Here is a 14,562-nt window from a genome sequence, read left to right as displayed (position 1 = left end):
GACACCCGGCGGCACAAACCAAAGCGGAAGCAATGCGGCGGACCGACTCTGCCGGGACGGGCGGTTCGGGGATCGGAAGCCCATTTGGCCGATCCGGTCATAACCTGTTCTTATCGAAATCATTACGTCTGATCGGGTTCAGTCATCCCCGCCGCTGATCCGGATGCCGTATTTCTCGATCCGGTAGATCATCGTGGGGCGGCTCATGCCCAGCAGCCGGGCCGCCCTGGTCCTGTTGCCCCTGCTGAGTTCCAGGGCCTGAACGATCAGACGTTTGTTCAGCTCGTCCAGGTTGATCCCGGAGGGAGGCATCACAAAATCCCCGTTGTGATTCGATTCCGGCACGGAATGGTTGCTCTCCATGAAGGCAAGATGCGACTCCCGGATCATGGCATCGTCTTCCATCAGCAGGATGCGCTCGATCACGTTTTTCAGCTCCCGGACGTTGCCCGGCCATGAATACCGGAGAAGCCTCTCTTCCGCTTCCTTCGAAAGCCCATGGAACTTCTTCCCGAATTTATCATTGAATTTGTTCATGAAAAAAAGCGTGAGGGGAATGATGTCGGCAATTCTCTCCCGGAGCGGAGGAAGCTGGATTTTGGCGACGTTCAGCCTGTAGTAAAGGTCGTCCCGAAAGCCGCCGTCCTTGATCATTTTTTCGATGTTCCGGTTCGTGGCGGCAATGATCCTCACGTCGGCCTTCTTTTTCTCCGTTCCGCCGACCCGGTAGAATTCCTTGTCTTCCAGAAACCTCAGCAGCTTCACCTGGGCCGACGGCTGCAGCTCCCCGATTTCATCGAGAAAGAGAATACCCTTGTCGGCGAGCTCGATTTTCCCGCGTTTCCCCTCCGTCAGGCCGCCCGTGAAGCTCCCTTTCTCATAGCCGAAAAGCTCGCTCTCGATCAGGTCCCTGCTGATGGCGCCGCAGTTTATGGAAATGAAGGGTTTCCCGAACCGCGAGCTTCGATACTGGATGGTCCTGGCGATCACCTCCTTGCCGGAGCCGGTCTCCCCCTCCACCAGGACGGTCGTGTCGTAGCTTTTCGCGATGATTCCGGCCGTTTTCAAGGCCTGCTTCATCCCCCCGCTCTCGGCGACAATGTCTTCGATGTCGAATTCCTTCAGGTATTGACGGCGAAGCTCCTCGACTTCTCTCTTGAGCTTGAGATTGCCCAGCGCCTTCTCGATGATCACGTCCAGCTCGTCGATATCGAGGGGTTTCACGAGATAGTCGAAGGCACCCATTTTCATTGACTTGATGACGGTCTTCACGTCTTCGTAGGCGGTCATCATCACGACCACCGTCTCCTGGTTCAGCTTCCTGATCTTTTCCAGCGTCTCCACGCCGTCCATGCCGGGCAGCCGGATGTCCAGGAGAACCAGATCGATGGAGTTGTTTTCGAGGATCCGGATCGCCTTTTCTCCGCTCCCTGCGATCAGCGTGTCGTACTTGTCCGCCATGATGTAATTCAGCGAGTTCTGCAAAAGCGTGTCGTCGTCTACGATCAGAATTTTATAACGGTACATTTGCCAATTCCCTGTTTGTGTTGAATTTGATTAGAAATTCGGCTCCTTCACCCTCCCGGCTGACCACATCGATGGCGGCATTGTGCTGATCCAGGATCTTGTGGACGATGGACAGGCCCAGCCCCGTACCTTCCGCCTTGGTCGTGAAGAAAGGATCGAATATTCTGGCGACATGAGGATCCGCAATGCCGCATCCGTTATCGCGCACGGAAACGAGTATCCTGCGGCCTGAATCGCCTTCCTCATTCTCGAGGGCACTCCTGATGAAAAGGCGTCCCCCCTGCGGCATCGCTTCCACGGCATTGATGACGATGTTTACGAACACCTGCTGGATCTGCTGCGGGTCAAAAATAATCTCCGGGATGTCCCTTCCGAGTTCCAGTTTCACGATGATCTTTTTCTTCTTGAAATGCAGGTCCATCAGAATGACGGCATCCAGAATTGCGCCGTTGATGTTTCCGCGGCTGAGAGCGGGGATCCCCGGTTTTGCAAAATCGAGGATTCCCTTGACCAGATTCTTGATTCTCTCGATGCCGATCAGGGTATCGTTGACAATGCTCTGCTCTTTCTGGCCGACGATTTTCTTGGCCAGCATCTGCACGTTGAAATTGATGCTCGCCAGGGGGTTCCGGATTTCATGGGCAATCCCCGCGGAGAGCTGTCCCAGCGAAAGCAGCCGGTCCATCCTCCGGATGAATTCTTCCGTTTTTTTGCCTTCCGTCAGGTCCTGAATGGAAATCAGCGTGCCGGCTGAATTCCGTTCATTCGTCCGCAGTGACGTGTGGGATACACCGAGAATCAGGACGCCCCCTTCCCTACTTTTGATTCTCACCTCCGTTTCCGTTTCCTTATCGGAATGGATTGCCCTGACGATGTCCTCCTGAAGCACGTATTCCATTCTCTTGCCGAGGAGATGCCACCTGCTCAGATCCAGGATTTCCTCGGCTTTCCGGTTGATGGAAATGATTCTCCTGCGAATGTCGAGCGTGATGATCCCGTTGGGCGAACTTTCCAGAATGTTTTCCGCAATGTTTCTCTCCTGAATGATCTGCTCGTACAGATTCACGTTTTTCAGGATGACGGAGACATGGCCGGCCAGGAGCGTGAACAGGCTCATGTCATCGGGACTGAAGGCACCGGGCTTGTCGCTGACGACGGTCAGAACGCCCGCCACCTTGTCGCCGCCGGCCAGGGGAACGGAGATCTGCGATCGGACGCCGGGAACCAGTTCGACGTAGCGGTCATCGGACGTTACATCGTTTGCAAGAATGGGCGTTTCGTGTTCCGCGGCATAACCGATCAGACCCTGTCCCGTTTCCAGATGGAATTTCTTCCTGCCCGCTTTTGCCGGGCCTTTGTAGGCCGCCATTTTCAACCCGTCGCGATGCTTCAGGAAAATATAGCTCGCCGTTGACTTTGTGATGTTCATGGCGCTGCCGGTGATGATGTTCTGAAGCGTCCGGTAATCCAGTACGGAACTCGTGTTCTTCACAATTTCCTGAAGATAAAGCAGCTGCTTGATTTTTTTCTGGTTCTGCTCGTTCAGCCGGGCGTTCTCGATGATGATGCTGGCCTGATTCGCAAAGATCGAAAACAGCTTGATCTCCGCCTTGCTCAGATCGAGCGTTTCGTATGTCCGGTCCCCCTCCAGTACCCCGATGATGTCCTTCCTGATTTTCAGAGGCGCCGTGATCGTGGAGACGCGCTTCCAGTACCGGTCCATCTTCCGGTCCGTCTCCGTAATCTGCGGATCGGTCTGGGCATCCTTGATGAAGATCGTTTTCCCGGTCCTTACGGCCAGTGTTTCCCTGCACCGGTGGCGCTCGAGATCCAGCGGGAAATTCAGGGCTCTCTGGGTCTCCTCGTAATTGAAGCCCACGATGTATTTGCATTCCAGAAGACCCGCATCGCGTTTGATCAGGAACAGGGCCACCCGCTGCAGGCCGAAAATGCTCCGGGTCTCCTTCACAATGGCGTTGAGAATCATGTCCAGGGATATGGAGCGGGTGAGCAGTTGGCTGATGTTGTGGATGGAAGCCAGGATCCTGTCCTTGGTCTTCAGCTCGAACTTGAGCTGCTCGATTTTCTTTTGCGACGGCATATTGTTTTTCATCGGACCACTCGTCGGTACATCGCCGTTTTCCCAAAAAAAAGGGGAACCTGTAGGACCGAACTCTCCCCAGGTTCCCCCTTCATACCCAATCCGAACGTTTCGCTCATTTCATATTACATTCGGGATCAACTCTCCAGAACAAATTCCCAGCGCCCGAACGTCCGGATGCACGCTTCGAAACCGCCTCACTTTGCCCGGGCCCTTCTCCTGATCGTCTCCGGCAGGAACAGCAGCGGGACAACGGACCCCAGATACAGGACGGCACTGACGCCGATGGCGAACGTCATGGAGGTCGTGACCGCAATGGCACCCATAATCCCGGGAGCGAAGAACGCCGTCATCCTGGCCAGGTTGTAAATGCCGTTCACGGCCGTGGCCCGCACCTCGGTGGGGAAAAGCTCGGACATGTATCCGCCGTACAGCCCGAAAATGGGATAGGTGATGAACGAGAAGATCGGAGCGAAAATCAGCATGGCCGTTGCATCCTGGATATTGACGAAGACGATGACGGCGACGAAGGAGGCCACCAGGGCAACATACGCGGGGGGTTTGCGTCCCCAGCGATCGGCAACCAGCGCGAAGGTGATGTAGCCGATCACGCCGCCGACGTTCAGCCACATGAGGTAATCCATGGATTTCACGATATTCATGCCCCGTTCCGAAACCAGCCAGTTGGGAATCCAGCTCATGGCGCCCCAGTAGGCCAGCAGCGTAAACCACACCAGTCCGAAGGCGCAGATCGTGTTGACCCTGAGTTCGGGAGAGAAAAGCTGGGGAATATTGCCCAGCTTGACAATGCCGGATCTCGCTTCATGGCGCTTCTGCAGCCAAGCCTCCGGCTCCGGGATTGCAAACTTTGCGATGATCGCCATGACCAGTCCGACGGCACCGACATAGAAAAGGGGCCGCCACCCGTAACTGGGAAGAATGAACTTCGCCGAAAAAGCGGCCAGCATGGGCCCGAAGGCGAATCCTGTCTGAATGACCGCCGAGCACATGATTCTCATCCGGGCGGGCATGACCTCCGCTACCAGGGTATTCCCGACCCCCCACTGGGCGCCCAGCCCGATGCCGACCAGAATTCTCAGGGCCAGCATGGATTCGAAGCTGCCCGCGAAGGCAAAGGCAACGGTGAAGACGGAGTACCACGCCAGGCAGTAAACCATGACGCGGACGCGGCCGAACTTGTCCGAAAGCCAGCCGGAGATCAGCCCCCCGACGCCCGCGCCGAGAAGCGGGGCTCCCAGGAGCAGGCCCATCGAGGCCTTCGGGAACTGGAATTCCTTCAGGATGTTGCCCGCGGCAACCGAGAGCAGCTGCCAGTCCATGACGTCGAGGACAAGCGCGAGCCAGGCAAAGATCCAGACGAAAATCTGGGTGGCTCCGATGGGCGCATCGTCCTTGGGAATGGGGATGAACCGTTGGCCATAACTGTTTTCCATTACTGCCTCCTTTCAAATTATGAATAAAAGCATTCATCGGTCGGATGAATACAAAGGCCTTTCATTCCACATGGATGATGCATCCCGCTCCCTGGGTCAGGCCGCCACAGATGGCGCAGGCGGCGTATCCGCCTCCGTTTTCGGCCAGGTTGTAGGCAGCCGTCATCATGAGGCGCGCCCCGCTGGACGTGTTCGGGTGCCCGACCGCAATGGCGCTGCCGTTGACATTCAGCCTCGATTTCAGCAGTTCATACCGGGATGGGTCGTTGTCGAGGATGGGCCGCTCGGAGGCTTCCCCGACCATTTCGTCATAGCGCCCCGCAAGAAACCTCTGATTGGACAGCAGTTTCGTCGAGACGAGAGGAACGCAGGCAAAGGCCTCGTTGATTTCGATGAAGGTCAGGTCGTCGATGGAGAGCCCCGCCGTGTCGAGGCACTTCTTGATGGCGAAGGCCGGGGAGACCGGCATGATGCGGGGCTGAAGGGCAATCGACGACATCGCCACGATCGTGTAGAGGGCATTCAACCCCAGGGCCTCCGCCTTTTCCCGTTTCATCAGGATCTGGGCCGTCGCACCGTCGTTGAGGCCGGGGGAATTGCCCGCCGTGCAGGTAGGGTTGCCGAATACGGGCTTCAGCCGGGCCAGCTCCTCGAGCTTGATGTCCGGGCGGTACTGCTCGTCGATCTCCAAGAGCTTGCTGGAAACGACATTTCCCTTCCTGTCCTTTTTGGTCAGCTCCAGGGGCACCATCTCGCTTTTGAAAAAGCCACGCTGCAGAGCCTTCCCGTATTTCACATGGCTCGCGTACGCGAATTCGTCCTGCTCCTCCCGCGAGACGCCGTATTCGATGGACACGTTCCCCGAATCGACCGCCACCGGCGCATAATCCTTGTATCCGAGCGGGATCAGAGGATCTTCGACGGGAAAAGAGCTGTGCCTTTTCCCTTCCCAGCGAATGCCCCGGAGCAGAAAGGGGACCGTGCTGAAACTGGTCGAGCCGCCGGCCATGATGACCTCGGCCTCGCCCAGCAGAATGCTGCGGGCCCCGTACTTGGCGGCATCCATGCCGGAGATGCAGGCCTGGTCGAAGGCGATGGACGGCCGCTCCGGGGGGATGCCCGCCTTGATCATGGTCTGCCTCGCCACGACCGGCGTGTAGGGATCCTTCGTGTTGGTGGTGTCCCCGTTCCCCCACCACACCTCGTCGATCCGGGCGGGGTCGAGCTTGATCCGTTCCAGGGCATTCCTCATCGGGATGGCGCCCAGGTCATAGATGTCAATATCGCGCAGGGCGCCGCCAAACCGTCCGAAGGGCGTCCGGACGGCACTCACGCACACGATGTCGTCTTTGGTCTTCTGAAAGCTCATTTTCTGCTCCTTGTTCTCTCTGCCGATGGGCCCATCAAAACCGGGGCATCGGGATCTTCGGAAAGGCCCCTCCCGGAAGCGCCCCGTCCGAACCGGACGGAAGACGCCTCCGGGACCGGGATCACTACTTGAGGATCTGGCCGGCGATGATGACCCGCTGGATCTGGTTCGTCCCCTCGTAGATCTGGGTGATCTTGGCGTCGCGCATCATCCGCTCGACCGGATATTCCCTGCTGTAGCCGTATCCGCCGAACAGCTGGACGGCATCCGTCGTCACCTTCATGGCCGTGTCGGAGGCGTACCATTTCGCCATGGAGGATATTTTGGGGATATCGGGGGAATCGGGCTCCATGTCGATCGTGGAGGCCGCCCGGTAGATCATGGTCCTTGCCGTTTCAACCCCCAGGGCCATCTCCGCCATCATCCACTGCAGCCCCTGGAAGGACGACAGGGGCTTGCCGAACTGGACCCGCTCCTTGGTGTACTTGATGGCCGCATCGAGTGCGCCCTGGGCGATTCCCAGGGCCTGGGCGCCGACAGCGGGCCGGGTGTAATTGAAGGTCGTCATGAGGACCTTGAAGCCGTTCCCTTCGCCGCCGAGGAGCCGGTTCTCGGGAAGAAAGACGTCCTCGAAGGTCAGCTCTCTCGTATCGGAGCCGCGGATCCCCAGCTTATGCTCGTGTTTTCCCACGGCGAAGCCTTTGTCGCCCGTTTCGACGAGGAGCATGCTGATGCCCTTGTTTCCCTTCGCCCGGTCCGTGTAGGCCAGGACGGTCACGATCTCGGACTCGCCCCCGTTGGTGATGAAAATTTTCGACCCGTTCAACAGGTAGCCGCCGTCCACTTTTTTGGCGTTGGTCTTCATCCCCGAGACATCGGACCCGGCGCCGGGCTCCGTGATGGCGCAGGCGCCCAGGCACTGTCCCGAGGCCATGCGATAGAGCCAGGCCTTTTTCTGCTCGTCGGTGCCGGCGAGGAGCAGCGGATCGCTCGCCAGGGCCTGGGTGGTCAGGATGACGGACGTGGAGGCGCACACACGGGCCACCTCTTCGACTGTGAGGATGAGGGAGAGCATACCGGCACCGGCGCCGCCGTACTCCTCCGGTACCTGGACGCCCAGGAGCCCGTTTTCGCCTAAGATCCTGAAGGCCTCGCGGGGAAAGGTTTCCGTCGCGTCGACTTCGGCGGCCCGGGGCGCAAACTCGCTTTCCGCGATCCGCCGGACCGAGTCCCGAAGCATTTTCTGGTCATCGTTCAATATGAAATCCATGGTTCTCTCCTGTAAGTTGGCTTCTGATATGGGTTCGCCGCCGTCCCGCTACCTGGCCAGGAAGCCGCCGTCGCAGACCAGGACGTGGCCGTTCACGTAGGCCGAGGCGTCCGAGGCCAGAAAGACGGCCACGCCCTTGATGTCTTCCTCGTCGCCGAACCGGCGCAGGGGCGTCATGCCCAAGAGCGTCTCGTATTCCTCTTTGAAATCGTCTTTATCCAGGTAGGAGGTCATGTCCGTGTGGAAATAGCCGAGGGCCAGCGCGTTCACCCGGATCTTGAAGGGGGCCAGCTTGACCGCGAGGTTCATGGTCAGGAGGTTTACGGCGGCCTTCGTGGAGTTGTAGGGCACCGAGGGGTGCACGGATTCTTCGGAACCCCGGAATCCCATGACGGAGGAGATGTTGATGATGGTCCCTCCCCCCTGCTCTTTCATCCGGTTCGCGATCTTCTGGCTCAGGATCCAGACCCCCCGCACGTTGATGCTGAAGAGCTGGTCCCATCGCTCCAGCGGGAACTCGAGGGTCGGGGCCCCCCAGGTCGCACCGGAATTGTTCACCAGGATGTCGATCTTCGGAAACGTTTTGGACGCTTCCTCAACCATCGCCGCGATTTCCTGCTCGCTGGCCAGATCGCAGGCCAGGGGAAGCGCCTTGACGCCGTATTTGCTCATGATCTCCTGGGCGGCGGCCTCCAGGTTCTTCATCTTGCGCGACGTAATGACAATGTCCGCCCCGGCCTCCGCCAGCCCCGCGGAAATGAATTTTCCCAGACCTCTCCCGCCGCCCGTGACGAGAGCGGTCTTTCCTTTCAGACTGAATCGATCGTTCATCGTTGCAACTCCTTGTCCGGCCGGCTTCCCCGTTCGCCGGGGGCCGGCCCGCATGAACACCGGACTTATTTCTTCGCCCGGCTGATGAATCCGTCGCCGATCACGCCGGACTTGAGCAGCTCCTTGATTTCGTCTTCCCCGTAGCCGAGCGACGCCAGGACCTCCGGCGTGTGCTGTCCCTTGAAGGGCGGGGGCAGCTCGGCGATGGCATCGTAAGCGCCGTATTTCACGGGATTGCCCGCCAGGCGGATCCTGCCCGCCGTGGCGTGGTCGAACTCGACCAGCATGTTCCGGGCGGCGGTGTTCTCGCTGGCACAGATCTGCGGCACCTCCAGGATCGGAGCGACGGGCACCCGCGCCTCGCGCAGCCTGGCCACGACGTCCTCGACGGACTGCTTCCCCGTCCAGTTGTTGATGACGGCCGTCATCTCCTCGATGTTCTGCATCCGGTGGACATTGCTGTCGAACTTGGGATCCTTCGCCAACTCCGGCCTGCCCATCGCTTCGCACATGCTCCCCCAGAGCTTCTCGTTGGAGGCCACGACGCCCACGTACCCGTCCCGGCAATCATAGACGTCGTAAGGACCGCCGTCGGGATGCCGGCTGCCCATTCTCCTGGAGGGCCTTCCCGTGACCGTGTAGGCGGGGACGTTGTTTTCCAGGCAGGTGAAAATGCAATCCACCAGCGCAATGTCGATGTACTGGCCCTCGCCGGTGAGATTTCGGTAGTTCAGTGCGCCCAGGAGCGCGATCCCCCCGTACAGCCCGGCAATCACGTCGCCCAGGGAGGACCCCACCCGCAGGGGCTTGTCCGGGTAGCCGGTAATGCTCATCAGGCCGCCCATGGCCTGGGCCAGCATGTCGTACCCGGGCAGCCTGCTCAGGGGCCCGTACTGGCCGAAGGCGGAGATGGACAGGTAGATGATGTCCGGCTTGACCTTCCTGCACTCCGCGTAGCCGATGGAGAGTTTGTCGGCCACGCCGGGAGCGTAATTCTCCATGACGAAATCGGCGTCTCGAACGAGCCTGAAAAAGATCTCCCGGGCCCTGGCCTCCTTCAGGTTCAGTTCGATGCTCTTCTTGCCGCGGTTGAGGCCGATGAAATAAGTGGATTCCTGCGTTCCCGGGGCGAAGGGAGCCCAGCTCCGTTCGTTGGTGTTCGGTCCCGCATCCTCGATCTTCACGATGTCCGCGCCCATGTCGGCCAGGATCTGGCTGCAGAACGGCCCGGTGTATACCCTGGTCAGGTCGACGACCTTGACGCCTTCGAGCAGTTTCTTCTTTTTGGAATTTTCCGTGTTACTCATATGGTCATCCCCCGGAGCATTGGTTTGTGTGCATTCCGTCCGTCATTTCTTGTAGTTGTAGAAGCCCTGGCCGGTCTTTCGTCCCAGCTTCTTTTCGTCCATCATCTGCTTGAAGAGCGGAGACGGCTTGTACCGCTCCTCCCCCGTCATGGCGTACATGGCGTCCATGGCGAAACCGCAGACGTCGACGCCGGCGAGGTCGATGATCTCGTTGGGCCCCATGGGCCAGTTGCACCCCAGCTTCATGGCCTGATCGATGTCTTCGGCCCGGGCGCTGCCGTTCAGGATCATGTTGCAGGATTCGTTGTAGATCAGGCACAGGAACCGGTTCACGATGAAGCCGGGGATGTCCTTGACGACGATGGGCGTCTTGCCGAATTTCCTGCAGAAATCGACCGTCTGCTCCGCGGTCGCGTCGCCGGTCTTCTCTCCCCGGATCACCTCGACGAGCCGCATGAGGGGGACCGGGCTGAAATAATGGGTCCCGATGACCCGCTCGGGCACCCTGGTCACCGAGGCCAGGGTGGAAATGGGGATGGTGGAGGTGTTGCTGGCGAGAATGACGTCCGCCGGACAGAGGGCGTCGAGCTTCCTGAAAATCTCCTGCTTGAGTTCGACCTTCTCGAACACCGCCTCAACGACCAGGGCGGCGCCTTTCACCGCCTCCTCCATATTCGTCGCCGTGGAGAGGCGGGACAGGATTTCATCGCCCTGCGCCTGGGTCAGCGATCCCTTGGTGACCTTGCGGCCGATGAAATTTTTGATGCCGCCCAGCCCACGATCCAGAAAATCCTGCGCCGTATCGATAATGACAACATCGAATCCGCCTTCGGCCGCGACCTGCGCAATGCCGGACCCCATGGTCCCCGCACCGATAACCGCAACTTTATTGCTCATTTTCTTCTCCTTGCTCCTGGTTCGTTGGATTCGTTATTTCTTGGACACGAACGCCGTCATCAACTGCTTCTGCTCCTCCGTTGTGAAGCAGAGGGCAAAGCAGTCGATCTCGAACATGGATGCCGTTTCGAGATCGGTCTCCGTTCCCCTGTTGATCGCCGACTTGATGAGGGACAGGGCGACGGGGCTTCTGCCGGCAATCTGCCCGGCGATGGCCGTCGCCTCCGCGACCAGTGTTTCTTTTGTGAAGACGTGGTTGACCAGTCCCAGGGCCAAGGCCTCCTGGGCGCCGATGATCGCACCGGTGTAAATCAGCTCCTTGGCCTTTCCCGCGCCGATCAAGCGGGGCAGCCTTTGCGTCCCGGCTGACCCGGGCATGATTCCGAGGGTGATCTCCGGGAGGGCGAACCGGGCTTTTTCGGAGGCCACCCGGAAATCGCAGGCCAGGGCGTACTCCAGACCGCCGCCGAGGCAGAAGCCGTTGATCGCGGCGATGACGGGTTTCTTCAGATGGTGGATTTTGTCCGCGGCGCGCTTGGCCTTCAGGGCGAAATCCCTCGCCCCGATCGCATCGAGGCTCTGCATTTCCTTGATGTCCGCCCCGGCGACGAAGGCCTTGTCGCCGGCGCCGGTCAGAATGACCACCTTCACCGCTTCATCCTTTTCCGCGGCGTCCAATGCCTCGATCAGTTTCAGGTTCACTTCGGAATTCAAGGCGTTCAACGCCTGCGGACGGTTGAACGTAATCGAAGCTATCGCGTTGTTCTTCTCGTACAGAATGACATCCATCGCGCTTATTCCTCCTTGTTCCTTATCCGGTGGAAACTTGAACGCCCCGGTGGAACGCAGAATGCGTGCCAATACGTAACGCATTGTTGTTTTTGATTATTTAGCGGACGAGATCGCTGCAGGACGTTCCCATTGGTGCATTTGATGCATCCGGCCCCGGGGATCAGGCCGAAAACGGCCGTTTTCCTGCGGCTTGGGGAAAAAACAGGCGGATTTTCCCGGGTGCAGCAAATGCTTCACTGCCGAATCATTTGCTGCAGGGAAACGGCGGTCCCTGAAAAGGCCCTGTGGACGGGGGCTTTGTGAGCGAAGCGGTGCCGGCCCGCGGGGCCGGTTTTGTTTTGACAATCCCCGGCGGCCCCGATAGAATGGCCATCATCCTCGGAAAACCGGAAAAGGCAGGACCATGCTGGAGAAATCCCTCGAGAAAATCGCCGAGACGATCCTCTCCCTGGACGAGGCGTCCCTCGCCTCCCTCTGGGTAAAATACAAGGACCGGATGGAGCATTTCGAGCCCAGCCGCGAGTGGGAGCGGGCCGTCATCGTCTTTTTCATCATCAATGCCGTGCGGGCCAAGAACCAGATCTTCAATGACCAGCTCATGAAGCGGAAGGACGAGAAGCCCGCGGCGCCGAAAACCACCAAGGCAAGCCCCAACCTGAGACGGGTGAAATGAACCGGGAAACGGCGGACAAGCGGGCCGCGGACCTGCGCCGGGTCATCGACCGCCACAACCGGCTCTACTACCAGCTCGACGCGCCGGAAATCCCCGATTCCGAGTACGACGCGCTCCTCCGGGAGCTGACGGACATCGAGGAGCGCTTTCCCGAACTGGCAACCCCCGACTCGCCGACCCGGCGGGTGGGCGCCCCGCCGCTCGACAAATTCCCCGCCTACGCCCACCGCACGCCCATGCTGAGCCTGTCGAACGCCTTCGACGACGGAGAAGTGGAGGCCTTCGACCGGCGGATCCGGGAGCGCCTCGGAGTCGAAACGATCGATTACACGGCGGAGCCGAAATTCGACGGCCTCGCCGTGAGCCTGATCTACGAGAACGGCGTCCTCGCCCACGGGTCCACCCGGGGGGACGGTTTCACCGGCGAGGAGGTGACGGCCAACGTCCGCACCGTCCGCACGATCCCCTTGCGGCTCCTGGGAGAAGCCGTTCCGAAGGGCCTCGAAGTCCGGGGAGAGGTGATCCTCCTCCGGGAGGACTTCGCGAAGCTCAACCGGGCCCAGCAGGAGCGCGGGGAGAAGGAGTTCGCGAATCCCCGGAACGCCGCCGCGGGATCCCTCCGCCAGCTCGATTCGAGGGTTACCGCCTCCCGGCCCCTGTCCTTCTTCGCCTATACCCTCGACTGGGCGGACGGCCTCAATCTGCCCGCCACGCAGGCAGGGGCGATGGACCTCCTTTCCCGCCTGGGATTCTCCGTCTGTCCGGAGCGCCGGGTCGTGTCCGGTGCCTCCGGCCTCCTGGCCTATTACCGGGAGATTCTGGCCCGGCGGGATTCCCTCCCCTACGACATCGACGGCGTCGTCTACAAACTGAACGACCGGGCGGCCCAGGAGACCGTGGGCTCCGTGGCCAGGGCCCCGCGCTGGGCCCTGGCCCACAAGTTCCCCGCCCAGGAGGCCCTGACGGAGATTGTGAACATCGAGGTCTCCGTCGGCCGGACGGGCACGCTGACCCCGGTGGCCCGGCTGAAACCCGTCTTCGTCGGCGGGGCCACCGTGACGAACGCCACCCTCCACAACGAGGACGAGATCCGCCGGAAGGACGTCCGCGTCGGCGACACGGTTGTCGTCCGCCGGGCCGGCGAGGTCATTCCCGAGGTCGTATCGGTCCTTCCGGACAGGCGCCCGCCGGGAACGATTGAATTCCGGATGCCGGAACGCTGTCCCGTCTGCGGCTCCGTCGCCGTCCGCGTTCCAGGGGAGGCAGCCACCCGCTGTACCGGCGGCCTCTTCTGCCCGGCCCAGCGCAAGCGCGCCCTGCTGCATTTCGGGAGCCGCCGGGCCCTGGACATCGAGGGACTCGGGGAGAAGCTCGTGGACCAGCTCGTGGACCGGGACCTGGTGAAGACACCCGCCGACCTCTTCCGGCTCCGGCGGGAGGATCTGGTCCTGCTGGACCGGCTGGCGGACCTCTCCTCGGAGAACCTGGTGCAGGCCGTCGCCCGGAGCCGCCTGACAACCCTCGCCCGCTTCATCTATGCCCTGGGAATTCCCGACGTGGGGGAGACCACGGCCCGGGACCTGGCCCTTTTCTTCGGATCGCTGGACCTCCTGATGGAGGCACGGACGGAGACCCTGCGCTTCGTCCCGAACATCGGCGTCGAGGTGGCCGCCTCCATCTCCTCGTTTTTCTCCGAGGAGCACAACCGGCAGGTGATCGCGGACCTGAGGGAGCAGGGCGTCGAATGGGAGGAAACGCCCGCGGCGGAGGGATCGCGGCCGATGCCCCTCTCCCGGCTGATCTCCTTCTTCGCGGTCCCCGAGGTGGGGGGCGTCCGGGCGGAGGCCCTGGAAAGGCGGTTCGGATCGCTGGAGGCCCTGCAGGCGGCGGACGAGCGGGACATCCGGGAGTTCCCCGGAATCTCGCCCGGGGCGGCGGCGGGGGTTCGACAGCTTCTGAATGATCAAGGATTCCAGGAAGTGACCCGGCAACTCCGGAAGTGCGGGATCACCTGGACAGGCGAAGCCCCGGGAAAGGACCGGCCCGAGGCCGGCGAAGCGGAATCGTCCGCCGTATTCGGAAAGACCTTCGTCCTGACGGGGACCCTGGCCGGGTTCACCCGCGACGAGGCCAAGGAGATGATCGAGAGCCGGGGAGGACGCGTCAGCGGCAGCGTCTCGAAGAAGACCGACTACGTCGTGGCCGGCGCCGACCCGGGAAGCAAGCTGACGAAGGCGGAGGCTCTAGGCGTCCCCGTCCTGGACGAAACGGCTTTCCTCGCCCTCCTCAGCCACCCCAACGAATGACAGATCTTTTTTTTGCGGTGAACAAAACAACGGGG

11 protein-coding genes are annotated in these 14,562 nt (G+C 60.6%); 2 read left to right on the top strand and 9 right to left on the bottom strand.

Translation table 11 applies throughout. The features are described from left to right. Positions 1-138 precede the first annotated feature (138 nt). The 9 genes from HPY65_05830 to HPY65_05790 all read right to left on the bottom strand — a co-directional run bounded on the left by HPY65_05830 (position 139) and on the right by HPY65_05790 (position 11,545). Positions 139-1,527 carry a sigma-54-dependent Fis family transcriptional regulator gene (locus HPY65_05830; GenBank protein ID NPU83989.1) on the bottom strand — a complete coding sequence of 463 codons (1,389 nt, stop codon included), beginning with the start codon at positions 1,525-1,527 and terminating at the stop codon, positions 139-141. After that, the gene (locus tag HPY65_05825) at positions 1,514-3,640 is read right to left on the bottom strand and encodes a GAF domain-containing protein (GenBank protein NPU83988.1); all 2,127 of its coding nucleotides are present in this window, start codon (positions 3,638-3,640) and stop codon (positions 1,514-1,516) included. Before HPY65_05825 ends, HPY65_05830 begins: the two co-directional genes overlap by 14 nt. Before the next feature lie 185 nt (positions 3,641-3,825). Further along, a complete protein-coding gene (locus HPY65_05820) occupies positions 3,826-5,082 on the bottom strand; it encodes an MFS transporter (GenBank protein NPU83987.1) in 1,257 nt (418 codons plus the stop codon). A gap of 61 nt (positions 5,083-5,143) precedes the next feature. Continuing rightward, positions 5,144-6,451 (bottom strand): thiolase family protein, encoded by a 1,308-nt coding sequence (locus HPY65_05815; GenBank protein ID NPU83986.1) that lies wholly within the window; start codon positions 6,449-6,451, stop codon positions 5,144-5,146. A 124-nt stretch (positions 6,452-6,575) separates the two neighbouring features. After that, positions 6,576-7,721, bottom strand: coding sequence for an acyl-CoA dehydrogenase (locus tag HPY65_05810; GenBank protein NPU83985.1), 1,146 nt, complete (start codon positions 7,719-7,721; stop codon positions 6,576-6,578). Positions 7,722-7,769: 48 nt separating this feature from the next. Beyond that, positions 7,770-8,552 carry a glucose 1-dehydrogenase gene (locus HPY65_05805; protein NPU83984.1) on the bottom strand — a complete coding sequence of 261 codons (783 nt, stop codon included), beginning with the start codon at positions 8,550-8,552 and terminating at the stop codon, positions 7,770-7,772. 65 nt (positions 8,553-8,617) lie between these two features. Beyond that, positions 8,618-9,859, bottom strand: coding sequence for a CoA transferase (locus tag HPY65_05800; GenBank protein NPU83983.1), 1,242 nt, complete (start codon positions 9,857-9,859; stop codon positions 8,618-8,620). Positions 9,860-9,901: 42 nt separating this feature from the next. After that, positions 9,902-10,756 (bottom strand): 3-hydroxyacyl-CoA dehydrogenase family protein, encoded by an 855-nt coding sequence (locus HPY65_05795; protein ID NPU83982.1) that lies wholly within the window; start codon positions 10,754-10,756, stop codon positions 9,902-9,904. Positions 10,757-10,789: 33 nt separating this feature from the next. Then, positions 10,790-11,545 carry a crotonase gene (locus HPY65_05790; protein NPU83981.1) on the bottom strand — a complete coding sequence of 252 codons (756 nt, stop codon included), beginning with the start codon at positions 11,543-11,545 and terminating at the stop codon, positions 10,790-10,792. Between the two features lie 406 nt (positions 11,546-11,951). On the opposite strand from HPY65_05790, the gene HPY65_05785 reads away from it, so the two are divergent. Further along, a complete protein-coding gene (locus HPY65_05785; protein ID NPU83980.1) occupies positions 11,952-12,221 on the top strand; it encodes a hypothetical protein in 270 nt (89 codons plus the stop codon). Beyond that, the gene (ligA, locus tag HPY65_05780) at positions 12,218-14,527 is read left to right on the top strand and encodes an NAD-dependent DNA ligase LigA (protein ID NPU83979.1); all 2,310 of its coding nucleotides are present in this window, start codon (positions 12,218-12,220) and stop codon (positions 14,525-14,527) included. Before HPY65_05785 ends, ligA begins: the two co-directional genes overlap by 4 nt. Positions 14,528-14,562: the final 35 nt, after the last annotated feature.

It is taken from the genome of Syntrophaceae bacterium, assembly GCA_013177825.1.
Taxonomy (GTDB): domain Bacteria; phylum Desulfobacterota; class Syntrophia; order Syntrophales; family PHBD01; genus PHBD01.
This window is presented reverse-complemented; position numbering and strand designations above follow the sequence as displayed.